This is a genomic window from Selenomonas sp. oral taxon 149 str. 67H29BP (assembly GCF_000146365.1).
GTDB classification, from domain to species: Bacteria; Bacillota; Negativicutes; order Selenomonadales; family Selenomonadaceae; genus Centipeda; species Centipeda felix.
In genome coordinates, this window is sequence record NZ_GL397087.1 from 113,374 (window position 1) to 133,229 (window position 19,856).

The following is a 19,856-nucleotide window of genomic DNA, read 5'->3' on the forward strand; positions in this document are numbered from 1 at the left end:
CCAGAGGCGGCGGTGCAGAATGCGCTCTTCTCTGCGGAGCTTTCCCTCGATGGAAACTGCCGTCCGATCAGCGGCATCCTTCCGATGGCGATTACGGCACGGGAGAACGGTCTGACGGAGTTCTACGTTGCACCGTCCAATGCAGACGAGGCACTTCTTATTGACGGACTAAAGGTCTATGCGGTCGAGAATCTGGCGCAGCTTGTGCGTCATTTGACTGGCACAGAGGTGCTGACTCCTGTCACACCGAATCATATCGAAACACAAAAAGACGCCGCTTTCACCGATGACTTTGCGGACGTGCAGGGACAGTATCAGGCGAAACGTGCGCTTGAGATTGCAGCGGCAGGAGGGCACAATGTCCTGATGGTCGGCGTGCCCGGTTCCGGCAAGACGATGCTGGCGCGCCGCATGAGTTCGATTCTGCCGGAGCTGACGAAGGAAGAAGCCATCGAGATCACGAAGATTTACAGCATCTCGGGACTGCTGGGTAAAGATACGGGGCTTGTGACGACGCGTCCCTTCCGCAGTCCGCATCACACGTCCTCGACGGTGGCGATGATCGGCGGCGGGAGCATCCCGCGTCCGGGCGAGGTGACGCTTGCCCATCACGGCGTGCTCTTTCTCGATGAGCTGCCGGAGTTCAGCAAGAAGACGCTTGAGGTGCTGCGTGAGCCGATCGAGGATCGCCAGATTACGGTGTCGCGTGCGAACGCAACACTGACGTTTCCCTCTAGTATCATTTTGGTAGCCGCGATGAATCCATGCCCCTGTGGATTTTTGGGCGATAAAGATCATACCTGTGAATGTTCTGCAGGGGAGATCAAACGTTACACACGCAAGCTGTCGGGACCGTTATTAGACCGTATTGATCTTCATATTCGTGTATCGCGTGTGGATTATGCGGATTTGCATACGACGCAGCGGGCCGAGTCATCTGCAGCGATACGTGCCCGCGTGGTGCGGGCACGTACGATCGAGCGGGATCGCCTAGAACGTCACGGGCTTTTTTGTAATGCACAGATGAATCACAGCATGATCAAGAAGTACTGTACGATGGAGAAGGATGCAGAGCATCTGCTGGAAGCAGCATTTCACCGTATCCAGCTGTCGGCACGTTCGCATGACCGCATCATTAAGGTGGCGAGGACGATTGCCGATCTTGACGGAAAACCGATCATCGGAGCATCTCATATTGCTGAGGCGATACAGCTGCGCAGTGATGTCGGACTGAGCATCGAGTGACTTCTTGACACGAAGAAATAATAGGTGTTTGCGCCCATGAAGTATGTAAAGATGGAAATATTTATTCCGCGAACACATCTTCCTGCACTCCAAAAGGCACTACAGGTGGTGGATGCCGGACATATCGGGAACTATGACTCCTGCCTTGCCTATAGTCCTGTGATGGGGACATGGCGAACTCTTGCTGGAACAGAGCCTTATGAGGGAGAAGTGAGCGAGATTACCGAGGCGGAGGAACTAAAGGTCGAGGTACGTGTTGAAGAACGGCGAATTGATGAGACGATGCGTGCGATTCGGAAGATCCATCCATATGAGATGCCGGTTGTCTTTGTTTTGCCGCTGCTTGACGGTACTGCGTTTGATGAATAATATGGATACAACTTCTTTGCGGACTGTGTTATAATGATTTCGATATATACCTAGGGAAGCACTGATAAATTCAGCACCGCCATCTTAGCGCATCTTTTTTGCCCGCTTTTTGTCGGCAAATCCTCCACATAGCTTTGGCTATGCGTCCGGTTTGCCTCCTCAATCGGGCGAAAAATCTACGCCAATCTGACGGACTTCATTTTATCAGCGATTCCCTAACGGCAAAGCGGGGGAGGACATTGTTTGGCTGAAAAGATTCGATCAGAGCTCCTTTCCTTTCTTGTACCTGATGCTGCTCCGCTGCGTGTACTTATCATTGAAAGCCTTGAATATCTGCCACAGCTGCGGGATATGTTTCCTAATGCGGAGCTTCATGCACTTGCCGCTGAATGCGATCCGACAGACATTCCCACAGGTGTTCATTGGCAGGAACTCGATTACGTTACAACCCCTCTGCCGTATGGACGAAAATGTTTTGACTATATTATTTCCGATCTGGCATTGGAAAATGTGGATAATCCGCAGGATATCGCGGCAGGGTTTTCCCTGTTCCTAAAAGATACAGGGGCACTCCTGACGAGTTTCCGCAATATACGTCATTGGTCTGTCCTGCAAAATCTGATGGACGGGCACTATTATTCCATTGTTTCGCGTCTTTATGCACGTGCAGAGTTTGAGAAGCTGCTGTATGCTTCCTTTTATAAGAGTGTGCGCTGTCTAGCACAGCAAAGGAAGGCACCGCCCGGTATGATTGACCGGCTCGTCGCAGCCGGGTTTGAGAATCATGACGATGATCTGGAGGCAGAGTTCTACTTGATCCGTGCAGATCGGTCGATGCCGGAGCTCTCCCTGATCAAGTCGATGTATACAGCCGAACAACGTAGGCATATCGTGCGTCTCCTTCATCGCATCGAGTATGATGTTGTACGAGTAGAGTCTACGCGCTCGCTGTGGGATGAAGTAGCACAGCTGAATATTTTTCCTGCCTATCTTGCGGCATTGATTCATGAGACTGTGGTGCACACTGAGCGATTCTATCGTGCCCTTTTTGCATACTCACAAGGGCATGATCTATATATCCAGCAACTGCTGCATGAGAGTGCAGCAGAGAGCATCGACCCTGCTAAGCAGGAGCTGTATCTGAGTTTGCAGAGAGAATGTACGCATGAAGAGTAAGCCGATCGTGTGCGTGGATGAACATAAAATAGCCTTTATCACCTGTGTCAATGATGAAGATATGTACCGAGAATGCCTTCTCTATCTCAAGGCACTCTCCGTTCCCGTAGGGATAACTGTCGAGTATATCCCCGTGCGCGGTGCGCAATCCATGTGTTCAGGGTACAACGAGGGGGCGCGTGCAACCAATGCGCGCTATATGGTGTATCTGCACCAGGATGTCCTTGTGGTCAATAAGAATGTGATTGCCGACCTGCTCTCTATTTTTCGTGATGAGACCATCGGCCTTGTCGGTGTGATCGGATGCCGAAGCCTGCCGCAGTCGGGTGTTTGGTGGGACGGACTTCGCACCTATGGGCGTGTTCTTCATCACTGTGAAACAGAGAGTGTTATTGACTCACATTGTATGGAGCCCAATGGACCACACATTGACGTTGAGGCGGCAGACGGCCTCTTTCTGGCGATACAGTATGGCGTTCGCTGGCGGGAGGATCTCTTCAGGGGTTGGCATTTCTATGATACATCGATGTGTATGGAGATGCGGCGTCACGAGTTCAGATGTGTTGTCCCAAATCAGGAGGAAGATTTTTGGTGCATTCACTGTCCGCAGGAAAAGCCGCTTGCACCAGAGTATAAGCACGATCAGAAAATCTTTTTACAGGAGTACGGGAAAGAACTGCAGCCAGAGATCTGAGTCAAAGGGGAAAGGGGGATGAAGATGCAGGAACAGGTGCCGCTAGAGGAACATGCTGCCGAGGAGAAGCTGAACTGGCTGCGCCTTGCAACAAAATTTTCCTCCGATGGAGATCTAAAGGGGATGCGTGCATGCGCGCAGGAGGTCGAGCGTCTGAAAGCCGGCGATGTCGATGCTGTCGCTGTAAATGCCGAGGTGGCACTCTACAGCGGCCGTACAGACGAGGCAGAGACACTTGCTGATCAGGTTCTTCGTGTTCAGCCGCGTCATCCTCGTGCCCGTATAGTGAAAGCAGGGCTTGCCGCACTCGATTTTCGACTGGATGATGAGATTGCTCTTTTGGCGGATCTCATTGAAGAATTGTCCTATAAGGAGAAACTGCTCGGTGCAGAGGATCTCTCATACACAATCTACCATCAGATCCTAAGACGTGCGCGCGGCTGGCTTGCCGATGCCCTCTATCTCGTCGGCGAAGCAAAAGGAGCGGCGCATGAATTACTCATGTCGAGCCGTCTCGCTGATGATGATTCCGTTGCAGCTGAGCTTTACAGCAAGTATCTTTTCATGCGAAACTATCGTCAACTCGGAGCGCAAGAGGGGCGACAGAAGGCAGAGCACTATGAAGAGCTGCTCCATGTGACACCATATACACATGCACATATTGCGCGCTCATCTCAGCGAAAGCTGCGCATCGGCTATATATCTCCAGACTTTCGGGAGCATGCTGTTTCCTATTTTATCCCTCCATTGCTCCGTCATTTTGACGGCGAACATTTCATGGTATTCTGCTATGCGCTCGGCAGGAGTGATGCAGTGACCGAGCGATTCCGCACGCGTCGTGTGACGTGGCGCGACTTGCGCGGGCGCCCGCCACGGACAGCAGCACGGCTCATTGCAGAGGATAAAATTGATATTCTGGTCGATCTGTCGGGACACTCACAGGACAATGCACTTCCGATTATGGCGTATCGCCCGGCACCGGTGCAGGTGTCAGGAATTGGTTACACCAATACGACAGGGCTTCATACGGTAGACTATTTTCTCTCCGACGAGGTATGCATTCCAAAGGGAGATACGCTTGCAGAGAAGGGCTTTACAGAGAAGATTCTCCGCCTGCCGCATTCCCATCTCTGCTATATGCCGGATGTAATTCGTGCGATGCCTGAGGCGGAATATGAGGCTCCGGTACGAAAAAATGGATATGTTACATTTGGCAGTTTTAATAATTTTGCCAAAGTGACGGATGAGATGCTGCTCTTATGGCGCGGCATCTTGGAGACCGTCAATAATTCACGACTCATCATCAAGGGGAAGATTGCGAGCATTGACGCGGGGCTCCAGTTTGCAAAAAAACGACTTGCTTTGCTAAACTTCGATCTTGACCGGATCGAGTTTCGCCCGTTCAGTCCCGATTATTTGGAGCAGTACCGCGATATCGATATCGCACTGGACACAGCCCCCTATAATGGTGGCTTGACGACGTGTGAGGCGCTTTATATGGGCGTCCCTGTGATTTCCATGCGTGGACGTACGCATGGTGCCCGCTTTGGTGCGTCCATCCTGACCAATGCGGGCGTACGTGAGTTGATTGCAGAGAACGACATCAACTATGTTCGTCGTGCCGTTCAGCTCGCAGAGTCACCTAAGCTGATCGCGGGCTACCATGCAGGGCTGCGTGCGAATATGAAGCAAGCTCCACTCATGAATGCGCAGGAATATATGCATGGGTTGGAAACGGCCTATCGAGAGATATGGGATACATTTCTGCATGCCCGTATCCGTAATGGCAGTGAACAGACCTAAGGAGGGAAAGACATCAATGGCCTTTGCGCATCTGCACGTACATACAGAGTATAGTCTGCTGGATGGTGCGAGCCGCATCAAAGATCTTGTGCGACGAACCAAAGAGCTCGGCATGGATGCTGTCGCCATGACCGATCACGGTGTTATGTACGGTGCAGTCGCCTTCTATAAAGAGGCAAAGGCTCAGGGGATTCATCCGATCATTGGGTGTGAGGTCTATCTCGCTCCACGTCAGCGGCAGGAACGTGCAGAGGTGAATGGGACACGATATTATCATTTGATTCTGCTTGCCGAAAATGAGTGTGGTTACCGTAATCTGGTTCAGCTAATATCCCTCGCCAACATCGAGGGATATTATTATAAGCCCCGTATTGACAAGGAGCTGCTCCATCGCTTTCATGACGGCCTAATCGCCCTGTCCGCCTGTGTGGCAGGCGAGATACCACAGGCCATCCTGCGTGGAGATATGGAACTTGCTGATCAGCTTGTACGCGAGTATCGGGATATCTTTGGCAAGGATAATTTTTTCTTGGAGGTTCAAAATCATGGCCTCCCGGAGGAAATGACCGTCAATCGTGCACTCCGGGATCTTGCAAAAAAATATGATATCGGGCTAACTGCCACCAATGATGTGCACTATGTCCATGCAGAAGACAGCGAGTTTCATGATATTCTTCTTTGCGTGCAGACGGGACGCACACTCAACGATCCCGATCGAATGCGTTTTTCGGGCCCTGACTATTATCTGAAATCCGAGGAAGAGATGTCCGATCTCTTCACCGACTATCCAGGTGCGATAGAGAATACGGCAAAAATCGCAGCGCGCTGTCAGGTGGACTTTACCTTCGGGGAACTGCAGCTGCCGTACTATCCGCTCCCCGATGGATATACAACAGATGATGCCTATCTCCGTGCACTTTGTATAGAGCGTCTTCCTGCACGGTATCCTACGGCAAGGGACGAGGTGCGTCAACGTCTGGACTACGAACTCGGTGTCATTCATAAGATGGGATACGCCAGTTACTTTCTCATTGTGTGGGACTTTATTAACTATGCGCGCGGGCATGGCGTCGCGGTCGGGCCGGGACGTGGCTCTGCGGCAGGAAGTATCGTTGCCTACTTACTTGGCATTACGAATATTGATCCCTTACAGTATGCACTTCTTTTTGAGCGTTTTCTCAACCCAGAACGCGTGTCGATGCCAGATATTGATATCGACTTCGACGATATCAATCGTGGTCGCGTTATTTCGTATGTCAAAGAACGCTATGGAGAGGATCATGTCGCCCAGATTGCTACCTTTGGCACGATGGGGGCAAAAGGTGCAATTCGCGATGTCGCTCGTGTGCTGGAAATGCCATTTGGCGAAGTGTCAACCATTACAAAACTCGTCCCCGCCGAGCTGAATATCACGCTAGACCGCGCGCTTGAGGAGTCCGCCGACTTTCGCAAGCGGTATGAGGAGGATGAGAAGACGCATCGCGTCATTGATCTCGCACGTAAGATAGAGGGGTTGCCGCGCAACACCTCGATTCACGCTGCCGGCGTTGTGATTGCAAAGTCGCCGTTGACGAGACAAGTGCCCGTGTGGGTCTCTGACGGTACGCTGGTCACAGAATATGACAAGGATGACGTGGAGGCACTAGGCCTTCTCAAAATGGATTTTCTGGGACTGCGCACACTCACCATCATCGACGATGCCGTGAAGAATATACGACAGTCGCACGGTATTGAGCTGGATGTGGACAAGATCCCTCTCGTTGATGAGAAAACATCACGAATGCTATGCGCTGGAGATACAGGTGCTGTCTTTCAGATGGAATCGACAGGCATGACGAATCTCGTCAAGGATCTTCAGCCCAAAGGGTTTGTCGACCTCATTCCGACAGTTGCCCTCTATCGTCCAGGGCCTCTGGGGAGCGGTATGGTGACCGATTTTATCGACGGCCTGCATGGAAAAAAAGAGGTCGTTTATCTGCATCCGCTTCTTGAGCCGATTCTCAAGGAGACATTTGGCGTCGTCCTCTACCAGGAGCAGGTCATGCAGATCGTCCAGGTTCTGGCGGGCTTTACCCTTGGACAGGCGGATCTCCTACGACGTGCCATGGGGAAAAAGAAACATGAGCTTTTGATGGCGCAGAAAGAGATTTTCCTCCAGGGATGCGAAAAAAATGGAATAGAGGCGGCACTTGCCAATCATATCTTCGATCTCCTGACACATTTTGCTGATTATGGATTTAACAAATCCCACAGTGCCGCGTATGGTCTCTTGGCATGGCAGACGGCGTATCTCAAGGCACACTATCCTGTGGAGTTCATGGCAGGGGTATTAACGAGTATCATGGATAAAACGGATAAAATTCCCGTCTATATTCAGCTATGCCATCAGATGAACATCAAAATTCTGCCGCCGGACATCAATGCAAGCACAGCGGGATTCAGTATTGAAAGCGGTGCCATACGATTCGGACTCGCGGCAGTGCGCAACGTTGGAGAGACAGCGATCGAAAGTATGGAACAGGTACGCTCAGCAAATGGGAGTTTTCGTTCGTTGATAGATTTTTGTGCACGCATTGATGTGCGCATTTTGAATAAGCGTGCGATAGAGAGCCTGATTAAATGCGGTGCCTTTGACAGCCTTGGCACCGAACGGAATCAATTGCTCTCTTCTCTGGACTCTGCGATGCAGGATGCTGCGCGAACCCAGCGGGATCGTATCAGCGGACAGATGGGGCTGTTTGGACAGGATACGATGGAATCCATCCATCAAGTTCAGAATGCTGTAGAAGTTCCTCCAAGTACACCTCGCGAACGTCTGATGTGGGAGAAAGAGGCTACGGGATTCTACATCACCGGACATCCGCTCGATGACTACCGTGACACCCTTTCCTGTCTCCTGCCAATTTCAGATATTTTAACGGGACTGTGTAAAGATCGTCAACTTGTTCGTATCGGCGGCATATTGACCAATACGAAACGCTACACGACAAAAAAAGGCGATACAATGCTTTTTGCTGAGATGGAGGATTACAGCGGACACATCGAGCTCACAGTATTTCCGCGCGTGTTCTACGCTCACGTGTCCGATCTTGAACCGGATTGTGTTCTCGTGGTGCAGGGGCATGTCGACGCGTCGGGAGAAGAACCGAAAGTGCTGGCGGATGAGATTTGGCCGATGCACGAATACAGCACATCGTTCTATCTTGTTCCGCCGCCCGATGTGGATCGGCGTGTCCTATGGACAAGGATGAAAGAATTGTTTACGAAGTATGCAGGCACGCATCCCGTCTATGTAAAGAGTGATGGAAGCTGGCGTCAGCTGGCATCCTCGTATTGGATCGACGGGTCGCGCGAAATTCGTGAAGAACTTATTACTTTGATGGGGGCACAGGCCGTGAGAGTGCGGTAGAGACAGTATGGAAGAACGATTGCAGAAAATTCTCAGCCATGCCGGGGTCGCTTCCCGCCGTGCAGCAGAGGCATTGATACGAGATGGCCGCGTTACGGTGGACGGCGTGCCCGTCACGATGCTTGGCAGCAAGTATGATCCATCGTTCCATGAGATCGCCGTCGATGGTACACCTGTTCAGGGGAGTGAGGAGAAGCTGTATATTCTTCTCCATAAACCACGCGGCTGTCTCTCGACGGCACACGATGATCGGGGACGCAGAACAGTACTGGATCTCCTGCCGCATTTTCCTGTACGTCTCTATCCTGTCGGGCGACTCGATGCGGATACCGAGGGACTTCTGATTATTACAAACGATGGTGCTATGACACAGGGGCTCCTTCATCCGCGCTTTGAGATCGACAAGGTATACCATGCAGAGGTAACAGGAACCGTCACCGAGGACAAGCTCTCAAAGCTTCGACGGGGGATTCTTCTGGATGATGGGAAAACAGCTCCTGCGCAGCTGAGCATTCTGCGCCGGGAGGGAGGACGCACGCTCGTCGAGACGATTATTCATGAGGGGCGGAACCGACAGGTGCGGCGCATGTTTGCCGCCGTCGGCTGCCGTGTGCAAAGACTCCGCCGCGTCCGCTTTGCTATGCTGACGCTGGATGGGCTGCCCTGCGGAGCATTTCGTCATCTGACTTTGGATGAGATACATGAACTGCAAAAAATAGCGGGAGGGATACATAGTGAGGAAGGTTCTCGTCGTAGGCGCAGGACCAGCGGGGATGATGGCGGCGGCAGCGGCGGCGGAACACGGCGGGAACGTAACGCTGCTCGAAAAGATGCCGCGCGTCGGCCGCAAGATGATGATCACGGGAAAAGGCCGCTGCAACGTGACAAGCGCAGATGATGTCCCGGAAATTATCAAAAATGTGGTAGGGAATGGACGATTCCTCAACAGCTGCATTCGTGCTTTTGATAATTCCGATGTTATCAACTTCTTTGAGAAACTGGGTGTGCCGCTCAAAACGGAACGCGGCAATCGCGTTTTCCCGCAGAGTGATCGCGCCGTCGATGTGGTCGATGCGATGCTGCATCATCTGCGTGACTGCGGTGCAGAGGTTCGTACAAATACAGCAGTGCGCAAACTCATCCTTGAAGATGGTTCTGTGCACGGCGTCTGTCTCTCGGATGGCTCATGTCTTGTGGCAGACGCCGTGATTCTTGCCACGGGTGGTGCATCCTATCCTGCGACGGGATCCACAGGAGATGGTTATGCGCTCGCACGTGCAGCAGGCCACACTGTTACACCCATCTTTCCCGCACTTGTCCCGCTTGTAACACGGGAGGTATGGGTGAAGGGTGTGCAGGGCCTGTCCCTGCGCAATGTGCGTGCGTCGCTCTGCCATAACGGCAAAAAGGAGCAGCATTTCTTTGGCGAAATGCTTTTCACTCATTTTGGTGTCACGGGACCGATTATCCTCCAGCTGAGCCGCCGTGCGTCTGAACTGCTTACAGAGGGCGTACAGGAACTGTCGCTTCATCTGAACCTGAAACCTGCGCTGACCCATGAGAAATTACGTGACCGACTGGATCGGGATTTTGCAAAATATGAACAGAAGCACCTTCACAATGGGATGATGGATCTCCTGCCAAAGCGTCTGATTGATATCGTACTGAGCGCAGCGCAGCTTTCTCCCGACAGCATCGTTGGCCATATATCTTCGAAACAGCGTGAATGTCTCGTTCGAACACTGCAGGCACTTCCGTTGACCATCGTGGGGACACGTCCTCTTTCCGAGGCGATCGTGACAGCAGGGGGCGTTGCAACACGTGAGATCGACCCGCGCACCATGGCATCAAAGCTGGTGCATGGACTTTATTTTGCCGGAGAATTGGTTGATGTGGATGCGTATACGGGTGGATATAATCTTCAGGCAGCATTTTCGATGGGACACGCTGCTGGAACTCACAGTGTATTGATGGAAGGTGGTTAAATAATGGCTGATGTCAAGACAGTCACTGCCGCAGCACACGGATGGCAGGGGATAATTGATATTCCGGGGGATAAGTCGATCTCGCATCGCAGCGTGATGTTTGCAGGACTCGGGAATACGCCGGTGCACATCAAAAATTTTCTCCATGCGGCGGATTGTCTCTCGACCGTCGGCGTGATGCGGGCACTCGGCGTCAATGTTGAATTTCTGAACGAAAAGGAACTCATTGTTACGGGCAGGGGACTGCATGGCCTCTCTGAGCCATTGACCGTGCTCGATGCAGGCAACTCGGGGACGACGCTGCGCCTGATGATGGGCCTCCTTTCCCCGCAGCCCTTTCTTTCCGTGTTCAGCGGCGATGCTTCGTTGACGCACCGCCCGATGGGACGCATACGCCGCCCGCTCTCAACGATGGGTGCACGAATTTATGGACGGAACGAGAACAATAACCTCCCGCTAACCATTGTTCCGTCAGAGAAGGAGCTGCACGGCATCCACTATGACAGCCCTGTTGCGAGTGCACAGGTAAAGTCCGCCATTCTGCTTGCGGGACTTTATGCGGATGCACCGACCACTGTCACGGAGCCGTACATCTCACGCGACCATACCGAGCAGATGCTCACGGGGTTCGGTGTCCATCTTGAGCGCAGTGGAACGAGCGTTACCATCTTTCCCGTGGAGGAGGACAGCTTCCATGCGCCGGGCGAGATCACGGTGCCGGGGGACATCAGTTCGGCGGCGTACTTCCTTGTCGCTGGGACGATCATCGCAGGCAGCCGTCTGCGCCTGAATAACGTCGGAATCAACCCCACACGTACGGGGATACTGGATGTACTGAGAGATATGGGGGCGCATATCTCCGTGCACAATGAGCGTGAGAGCGGCGGGGAATGCGTTGCTGATCTCCTTGTTGAGGCAGCGCCCCTGCACGGCGTTTCTTTTGGCGCAGAGATTATGCCGCGGCTGATCGATGAGATTCCTGTACTCGCCGTCGCTGCACTATTTGCCGAGGGCGATACAATCATTACAGGAGCGGGTGAACTCCGCGTCAAGGAGACCGACCGCCTCCATGCCATCGCGACGGAGCTGCAGAAGTTATCTCCCGGAAGCATCGAGGAGCGTGAGGACGGCCTCGTGATTCACGGAAAATCCGAGATACGGCGGGCGCAGGTCAAGAGCTATGACGATCATCGCATGGCAATGTCGCTCGCTGTGCTTGGTGCAGCAGGGGCGGGAGCTCTCATTGAGAATCCCGAAAGCGTGAATATTTCCTATCCGACATTTTTTTCCGAGATCGATCGGCTGTGAATGAGGAGGATTTCGTATGAAGCGTGTCATAGCAATTGATGGACCGGCAGGCGCCGGGAAAAGCACCGTTGCCAAAATTGTGGCAGAAAAGCTCGGCTATACCTACATTGACACGGGCGCGATGTATCGCGGTGTGGCATGGAAAACACTGCAGCAATCGAAGGAAGCAACCGATGCGGACATCCTGCAGGCTGTCCATGACATCGATGTACGGCTCACCTGCACAGAGAGCGGGACACGCGTCACCGTTGATGGGACGGATGTGACGCATGCGATCCGAACGCCTGAGGTCACACATATTGTCTCGCGCGTCGCTGCCCTCGGCCCGGTACGGGAAAAGATGGTCGAGCTCCAGCGTGCGATGGCAGCAGATGGTGCCGTCGTGATGGATGGGCGTGATATTGGGACGAACGTGCTCCCCCATGCTGATGTGAAGGTATTTCTCACGGCATCTGTGGAGGAGCGGGCACGCCGCCGTTATGATGAGATGAAGGAAAAGGGCTATGCAGTGGATTTTGACGAGCTGAAACAGGAGATCGCCGCACGTGACAAGCAGGACAGTGAGCGTGCCATCTCGCCGCTGCGTCAGGCAGACGATGCCGTTTTGCTTGACTCGACCACACTCTCCATCGACGAAGTTGCCGCGCGGATTATGGAACTCGCAGAATAGGCAGGCGCATATATGTTTTATGGATTTTTGCAGCATCTCTTTCGGCTGATTTTCTACGTTATCTTTCGCGCGCGTGTCTATGGCCGCGAGAACATCCCTGTGGAGGGAGCCGTGATTCTCGCCGCCAACCATGCAAGCAATATTGACCCGCCGCTGATGGCAAGTCTCATCGATCGTCCCGTCAGCTACATGGCAAAGATCGAACTCTTTGAGAACCCCATCTTCGGTGCGGCGATTCGCCGCTGCCATGCCTTTCCCGTGAAACGTGGCGCATCTGACCGCGGCGCGATCAAGGCGGCAGTTAATATCCTAAAGGAAGGACGCATTCTTGGACTCTTCCCCGAGGGGACACGCAGCAAGACTGGAGAACTCCAAAAGGCGGAAGCAGGCGTCGCGCTCATCGCCGCCATGACGGGGGCTCCGATCGTGCCCGTTGCCATTCTCAATTCACATCGTATTTTTTCCAACGGCGGACTGATTCCACAGCTGCGGATCATGTACGGCGCACCGATCATGTTTCACGGCGACCGCAAGAGCAAGGAGGAGCTGGATGCCTTCTCCGAGGAGATCATGGCACATATTGCACGGATGAAGGATGAACTCGTAAAAAAGTGAGGCGATCTCATGGAGCTATTCGATGTCTTACCAGAGCGCTTCTTCGGGCTTCTCGCGGGGAAATGTCGCCGCATCTATGCGGAAGCTGGACTTTGTCTCTACGAACAGTACCGTCTTGCCCAGTTTGGTATCGAGCAGGAGATTCTACGAGACAAGTTTCAGGAACTCATCGAGAGCTGGGCAGAGGCGGGCGTAGCCTATGAGGACGACGTTTTTTCGGACAAGGACAATGCCATAGAGGAGTCGCGTGCCAAAGCCAACCACATGATTCGCCGTATGAAGGAATTCGGTTGGCTGGATTACGAGCAGCGCGAAAACTTTAAAATCTTTATTTTGCTTCCACACTACAGCAGTCGTTTGTGGGGGCTTTTTGCAAATCTGTGCGAAGGCCGAGCCGTTGAATACCAGCGCTTTGCCTTCACGACATATCAGGTACTTTCAGGTGATGGAGCAAAGGTACAGCCAAGTATGGCAGTACTCGAAGCGGAGCGCTTGGCAGAGGAGTTTGTTGAGGAGCTGCGCATCCTGCTGAACAACATTAAAAGCAAAATGGAGCAGGTATCTTCCCAAACGAGTCTACAGGATGTACTCTCCCATCATTTTGTCGAATATCGGGCAGATATTGTCGATCGAAGTTATCATCGCCTTAAGACCTCGGATCATGTTTCCCGCTACCGTATACGTATCCTGCAGGAGGTGCAGGACATACGGCAGAATAAGGAGCGTTTTCGCTCACTTTGTGATGATGCTGTGCGACGTCAGCTTGCCGACTCGATGGATGCAGCAGAATATCGCATGAAAGCCTCGCTTCAGGCAATCGAGGAAATCTATCGAGGGCTTGATGATATGTTCGCGCAGATCGACCGCCGGCACAATCAATATGTTCGTGCATCCTATGAACGTGCACTCTATTTGCAGCAGGAGGGAAGCGCTCGCACGGAGAGTATGATCGCGGGGATTCTCATGGCAGTCGCTGAGGCACGCGATCAGAGACGGGATATTGATGAGCTGCCGTGTATTTTTCGTCTGCAAACAACGAATATGCTTCTTCCGTCATCACGTTACGTGCCACGCAAAAAACGCGTCCTGCGCCCAAATACGGACACCCCCGTACGCAGTATCGACGAAACACTGCGTGAGCGTGTACGCCGCGAAAGTGCGGAGCGCGTCGCACGCAGTATATCACGGCAGAAAATCGAAACGTGGATTTTGAATGTTCTTGGGCAACGGAGTTCCATGGAGATTGACGAATTGCTCGCGCTGCTGAGGGAAACTGAATCTCCGGATCTCCTCCAACTGCTCTACGTTTATCTCTATGGATATGATGATTGGGCAAAGTACCGGCTGGGTAAAAATAAGGAGATCGAAGAGCAAGATACGGTACGATACAGCAACCGCACCGTCAGGCGCAAGGGGAAAATAAAATGAAACTTGAGCTGCTGAACGAAGAAGAACGTACTCGTATTCGGAGTGTCATACAGGCATTGTTGTCGTGCAATTTTTTGACACGCGAACACGATACTGCACTTTATATCGCGGCACGTCGCTATCGGGAAGAGATTGCGGAGTACTTTCAGGTCATCGGCTGGGAGTTTCGTGTAGACGAACGCTATGAGATCGTATGGCTGCTCTCCACGGGCATGGCACACAGACGGGCTCTGACCATGGAGGAAAGTATATGGCTGCTTGTACTGCGCCTCATCTACGAGGAAAAGCGGACGAGTCTAAACCTGAGCGCGTTTCCAATGACGACGCTCGCAGAGATCCGCGCCAAATATTTGGCACTTCATCTGCCCGATCTCAAGAAAACGGCGATACAGCGCCTGACCCAGCTCACGAAGCAATATCGCCTCGCAGATGTGTTGGATCGGGATCTCTCCGAAGAGTCACGCATTCGCCTTTTCCATACACTCGCCCTTGCCGTAGACGGGGAAGAACTTTCGGACCTATATAGCAGACTTGACATCTATCGACAGAGGAAGGAGGAGGACTATGAAGACGCTGCGGAAAATGAAGGTGATTAACTGGCATTATTTTGATGAGGAAGAGATTGCCTTCGGCTCGGCAACAATGCTGTCAGGACACAGCGGTGCAGGTAAGTCCACATTGCTGGATGCACTGCAGTATCTCTTTATCGGAAGTCAGACACAGACGCGCTTCAACGCTGCAGCGACGCAGGAGGCACGGAGAACTCTGCTGCACTACCTGCGAGGCAAAATCAAGGCAGAGGGCGTACAGTATCTGCGTGCAGACGAATTCACCTCCTATATTGCACTTGAGTTTTATGATGACATCAAGAAAAACTCCTTCATTGTCGGATACGTGGTCGATGTCTTTCATGATGACAGGATGCAGGAGGAATTCTTTCTCATCGATCAGCATACGCTCTCGGAGCTTGACTTTCGCAATACGGACGGCACACTCTATACGCAGGAGACATTTCATCGCAGGTATGCGCACGGCAGCAGTGTGTTTGAGACGGGAAAGAAACAATGGCAGAAACGCTTGATGAACCGGCTGGGGCAGCTGTCCTCGCGTTTTTTGCCGGCGTTCTCTCGTGCGATCGCCTTCCGCCCCATCGACCAGGTGCGCGATTTTATCTATGAATATGTCCTTCTTCCCCGCGATTTGAAGCTGGATGTTCTGCGCGAGGTGTTCTATTCCTATCAGAAATTCGAGCGTGATCTGCAGGATCTGCGTGCTCGAAAGCATGAATTGGAAATACTGAAAGATCACTACGATACTTACTGTAAATTGCGGGATACGGCGTATGAGCAGGAATTCGTATTGCTGTCTTTTCGGCATAAGAACGCCGACGAGAAACTGGCTGTGGGACGCCGGCAGAGACAGACCTGTCGTGATCGATTGGACGATTTACAGACGAAACTGCATGCACAGGAACGCCTCTCAAAACGCAGAAACCAGGAACAGCAGGAGGCGTATGCTGCATGGCAGGGAAATGACGAAAAGCGCAGACGGGATGAGCTGCTGGAGACACAAAAGGAACGGGTGGAAAAATACCGTTCGCTCACAGACGCACGACAGCTCATGCGTAAGGAACTCATGGGTGAGTTCGAGGAAGTATCCGCACTCGGCGCATACCCCGCAGGAGAGTTCTTTCGCCTGCCAGAGGGAATGCCACAGGCGTTGGAGGAGCTCGCGCGGACACTCAAATATGCGGCAGAAGATACCATCCAGACAACACAAATCGAACAGATCCAGGAGCAGCTGAAGGCGGGCGGCGAAATACTTGCTGCTGTCAGCAATCTATGGCAGCGCGGCAATCTTCTCTTGGAACAGGCACAGAGTGCAGCAGTCCAGCGGCGGGAGGAACTGTGCTCGGAGATTGAAGGTCTGAAACGGAGGCAACGCAGATATCGTCCGGAGATGATGCGTCTTAAGGCTTTGCTTGAAGAGCGACTTGCGGGTCGCTCTAAGGTCTATGTGCTCTGTGAGGAGATTGAGATTTTGGACGAAGAATGGCGTGATACGTTGGAGGGGTATCTGAATACCCGGAGATTTGACCTCCTTGTGGAACGAGAATTTTTTCGCGAAGCACTGCACATCTATGAAACAGAAAAAAGAGAACGCAACATAGAGGGCGTCGGTCTTGTGAATACGGAGGCGGAAAAAAAGTATCTCGGCCAACAGGAAAACAAATCCCTCGCCGCACTCCTGCTGACACAGAACCCCCTCGCACAGGCGTGTATCGACCACCTGCTCGGAAACGTGATGCAGGCGGACAATGAGCAGGATATGCTCAGGTATAGAAGCGCGGCGACAAAAAGCTGTATGTCCTACAAGGGCTTGGTTGCGCGTCAGATACCACGACGGTTCTACGAGATTCCATACATCGGTGCAGGTGCTATAGACCGCCAGCTTGAAATTCGTGAGCGAGAACTTGCGGAAGTAAGGCAGCGCCTAGTCGTACTTGCTGAAGGGGCAGGCCACATGAAGCAGATCTCCTCTGTTCTTCATGAACCGCTGCATCGATACGCAAACGCTGCGAAGAGAATGAACGTTCTTGCCGAACTTGACGCCTGCAAAGCAGACCTTGAGCGCATTTCTGGAGAATTGAATGCGATGGATCTCAGTGAGGCAGTGCGCCTGAAATCCGTCTATGAGGAATCCAAACGACGCGCCGAAGAGGCAGCGCATGATTGCGCAGAGACGATGCGGGCACAGGCACACGCTGAATCCGAGCTAGATCAAGCAGAACGGTCTATACCAATCCTAGAGCGTACGGCAGCTGCTGCGGCCGAGGCCGTCGAGTCATGGCGAGAGACTTATCCTGATCTCTGTACTGGCGCAGAAGCACGTCTTGCCTCACTCATGCAGGAGGCGCGTGGAGGACGGAGCATGGAGGAACGTCTGCAGAGCTATGAGATCAGCCGACGAGGGAATGAGACCCGGCGCGACAACATGTGGCAAAAACTTCTCGTTGCGCGAGAGCATTATGGGCTCGCGCATGGAGATACGGGACATGTCTATGATCCAGATCACAGTTATTACACAGAGATCCTAGAGCGACTCTCTGGGACGGATATACCTTCCTTTGAGGAGAAGGCACGTGAGGCTCTCGCTCAGTCGGAGATGGAGTTTAAGGCTCATTTCATCTTCAGTATGCGCGAGGCGATTGAAAGTGCACGTTATGAATTTCGTGAGTTGAACTATGCCTTGAATCAGTTTCAGTTCCACAAGGATAAATATAGCTTTCTTGTTACGCCAAGTGCGAAGTACAAGCCGCTCTATGATGCAGTGATGATGGCGGATTGGGAGACGGCAGGCGGGCTCTTTGCCGATGCGGACACCGCGGCAAACGAACAGGCAATGGAGCTGTTTGACAAGCTAGTCAAAGGAACACCCGAGGAGCAGGAAGAGTTTTCAGATTATCGGCGATATCTGGACTATGACATCCGTATCACAGATACGGCAGGTCAGAATTATCTTTACTCTAGAGTCCTCCGGCAAACGTCGGGCGGAGAGACGCAGACTCCTTTTTACATTGCAATTCTCGCCGCTTTTCAACAGATTTACAATGATAAAACAATACGCCTGACTGTCTTTGATGAAGCATTCAACAAGATGGATGAAGAGCGCATTAAATCATGCATCGAACTGATAAAACGGATGAAAATGCAGCTGATTGTTGCTGTTCCCGATGAGAAGTTGGCAGCAATCGCCCCGCTGATGGATCAGTCAATTATTGTCACCAATGTGGGAAATCATTGCTTTACTGACGAATTAGGGGATGTAGCAACGTGGGAGAAAGGACTGAATCATGGAGCTGATGCCTCTGCAGATGCACTATGAGGATATTATTCTAACAACTTTATTGGAAAAGTACGAAAATAGTAAAGCAGCAGTTGGGGAGCTGGGGCGTCGGCCACAGTTTCGTATCCTGAAATCAGCACTTTCCGCTGACTATACCGATGAAATGGATGTCGATAAGCGGGAAGCGATACATGCAGCAGCGTGTGAACTTGAGCGTCAAAGACTGATTCTCGTCGTCTGGGAACGCCACGGGGCAGGACGGATAGAGCGTATCCTTCTTTCTGCAAATGTATCTACTCTGTATCAACGGATGGGGAAAGTCATGCCTTTGATACGGGTGAATGAATATCAGACAAAGCTTTTAGCTCTTGCAAATGTACGTACACCGTGGGTGCAGAATTTTTATGCCACGATGATGGAATCACTTGCAGATAATGTGATTCCCGCGATCTTACCTAAAGAACAGGTTCTTTACGCGAATTTGATACGCGCTATCCTTGCTCTTCCAGCCGAAGGCGAGAGCGCCATACCAAGACGTGTATTTAGCCAGCGTATTTTCCGCAACAGCAAGTATTTTGAACAACACATAGAGCTGCCGCTGCTCCGTCTCTTACGTCGATTTGTCGATGAGCCATGTGCGTCGGCCGCAGAGTATATGGATGCAGCAGGGATTGCCGTGACGCAAGGAAAGGTGTGGATCGCAGGAAATCTAACTTTTCTGCTTGGTGATCGACGATATTTCCTCGCAGATTTTCCGGGTGGATTGATGCTTACCTATGATACAATCACTGCCATGAAAATAGATGTGCTTCCCCCTGAAATTCTGACCATTGAGAATCTGACAAATGCAGAAACTCTGACACGAATGGTAGATACCAATCACCTCCTCATCTATACGGCAGGATTCCCAAACCGTACGGTACAAGCTCTTCTTTTAAAAATTGCCCCCCTCCATCGGACTTTCCATATACGTCACTGGGGAGACATCGATTACGGAGGTATCCGTATCTTTGAATTCCTGCGAAGACGGTATTTTCCGACACTCAGCCAATATCGCATGGACGTAGAGACATTTCGTGCATATTTACCATTTGCACAGAGCCTCACCCCTGCGCAGAGAAAACCTCTTTCGGGGCTACTCGAGCAGAAAGATTTTTCAACGTGGCATAGCCTCATTCGCGTGATGTTGGACGAGGGGAAGTGGGTCGAACAGGAAGTCATGTTATGGCAGGATTCGTCTGGGATGGATTCCCTGAACGAAGAGTAATGTTCTGTGAAGGATTGCAGCCAAGATCTGGAAACATCGTC

The 19,856-nt window shown here is 52.1% G+C and carries 15 protein-coding genes and 1 pseudogene; 15 read left to right on the forward strand and 1 reads right to left on the reverse strand.

From position 1 onward, the window contains the following. Positions 1–1,245: YifB family Mg chelatase-like AAA ATPase (locus HMPREF9166_RS00600; RefSeq protein ID WP_009442091.1), on the forward strand; the 1,245-nt coding region annotated here is incomplete at its 5' end. 36 nt (positions 1,246–1,281) lie between these two features. Further along, entirely contained in the window at positions 1,282–1,614 is a 333-nt protein-coding gene (gene cutA / locus HMPREF9166_RS00605; RefSeq protein WP_009442092.1) for a divalent cation tolerance protein CutA, read from the forward strand. Positions 1,615–1,664: 50 nt separating this feature from the next. Here the strand turns inward: cutA and HMPREF9166_RS12825 are convergent, their stop codons facing one another. Then, complete coding sequence (locus HMPREF9166_RS12825) at positions 1,665–1,790, reverse strand: secretion protein HlyD (RefSeq protein ID WP_071586095.1); 126 nt, start codon at positions 1,788–1,790, stop codon at positions 1,665–1,667. A gap of 67 nt (positions 1,791–1,857) precedes the next feature. Between HMPREF9166_RS12825 and HMPREF9166_RS00610 the strand changes: the two genes are divergently transcribed. The 13 genes and pseudogenes from HMPREF9166_RS00610 (at position 1,858) to HMPREF9166_RS00675 (ending at position 19,815) form a co-directional block, all read left to right on the forward strand. Further along, the gene (locus HMPREF9166_RS00610; RefSeq protein WP_009442093.1) at positions 1,858–2,790 is read left to right on the forward strand and encodes a hypothetical protein; all 933 of its coding nucleotides are present in this window, start codon (positions 1,858–1,860) and stop codon (positions 2,788–2,790) included. After that, the gene (locus HMPREF9166_RS00615; protein ID WP_009442095.1) at positions 2,780–3,484 is read left to right on the forward strand and encodes a glycosyltransferase family protein; all 705 of its coding nucleotides are present in this window, start codon (positions 2,780–2,782) and stop codon (positions 3,482–3,484) included. Before HMPREF9166_RS00610 ends, HMPREF9166_RS00615 begins: the two co-directional genes overlap by 11 nt. A 24-nt stretch (positions 3,485–3,508) precedes the next feature. Further along, complete coding sequence (locus tag HMPREF9166_RS00620; RefSeq protein WP_039981485.1) at positions 3,509–5,287, forward strand: hypothetical protein; 1,779 nt, start codon at positions 3,509–3,511, stop codon at positions 5,285–5,287. A 16-nt stretch (positions 5,288–5,303) separates the two neighbouring features. After that, on the forward strand, positions 5,304–8,696 hold the full coding sequence (locus HMPREF9166_RS00625; RefSeq protein ID WP_039980759.1) for a DNA polymerase III subunit alpha: 3,393 nt from the start codon (positions 5,304–5,306) through the stop codon (positions 8,694–8,696). Positions 8,697–8,703: 7 nt separating this feature from the next. After that, positions 8,704–9,372 (forward strand): annotated as a pseudogene (locus HMPREF9166_RS11775) (pseudouridine synthase); the annotation flags it as partial. A gap of 97 nt (positions 9,373–9,469) precedes the next feature. Beyond that, complete coding sequence (locus tag HMPREF9166_RS00640; protein WP_009442099.1) at positions 9,470–10,681, forward strand: NAD(P)/FAD-dependent oxidoreductase; 1,212 nt, start codon at positions 9,470–9,472, stop codon at positions 10,679–10,681. A 3-nt stretch (positions 10,682–10,684) separates the two neighbouring features. Then, the gene (gene aroA / locus HMPREF9166_RS00645; protein ID WP_009442100.1) at positions 10,685–11,989 is read left to right on the forward strand and encodes a 3-phosphoshikimate 1-carboxyvinyltransferase; all 1,305 of its coding nucleotides are present in this window, start codon (positions 10,685–10,687) and stop codon (positions 11,987–11,989) included. 16 nt (positions 11,990–12,005) lie between these two features. After that, entirely contained in the window at positions 12,006–12,659 is a 654-nt protein-coding gene (gene cmk, locus HMPREF9166_RS00650) for a (d)CMP kinase (protein ID WP_009442101.1), read from the forward strand. Between the two features lie 12 nt (positions 12,660–12,671). Continuing rightward, on the forward strand, positions 12,672–13,274 hold the full coding sequence (locus tag HMPREF9166_RS00655; protein ID WP_009442102.1) for a 1-acyl-sn-glycerol-3-phosphate acyltransferase: 603 nt from the start codon (positions 12,672–12,674) through the stop codon (positions 13,272–13,274). Between the two features lie 9 nt (positions 13,275–13,283). After that, positions 13,284–14,702: a Wadjet anti-phage system protein JetA family protein gene (locus tag HMPREF9166_RS00660; protein WP_009442103.1), complete on the forward strand. Its 1,419-nt coding sequence runs from the start codon at positions 13,284–13,286 to the stop codon at positions 14,700–14,702. Then, positions 14,699–15,298, forward strand: a complete 600-nt coding sequence (locus HMPREF9166_RS00665) for a DUF4194 domain-containing protein (protein ID WP_009442104.1) — start codon at positions 14,699–14,701, stop codon at positions 15,296–15,298. The genes HMPREF9166_RS00660 and HMPREF9166_RS00665 overlap by 4 nt, the downstream gene beginning before the upstream one ends. Beyond that, positions 15,267–18,587, forward strand: a complete 3,321-nt coding sequence (locus tag HMPREF9166_RS00670; RefSeq protein ID WP_009442105.1) for an ATP-binding protein — start codon at positions 15,267–15,269, stop codon at positions 18,585–18,587. The genes HMPREF9166_RS00665 and HMPREF9166_RS00670 overlap by 32 nt, the downstream gene beginning before the upstream one ends. Beyond that, positions 18,556–19,815 (forward strand): Wadjet anti-phage system protein JetD domain-containing protein, encoded by a 1,260-nt coding sequence (locus tag HMPREF9166_RS00675; protein WP_009442106.1) that lies wholly within the window; start codon positions 18,556–18,558, stop codon positions 19,813–19,815. Before HMPREF9166_RS00670 ends, HMPREF9166_RS00675 begins: the two co-directional genes overlap by 32 nt. Positions 19,816–19,856 lie beyond the last annotated feature (41 nt).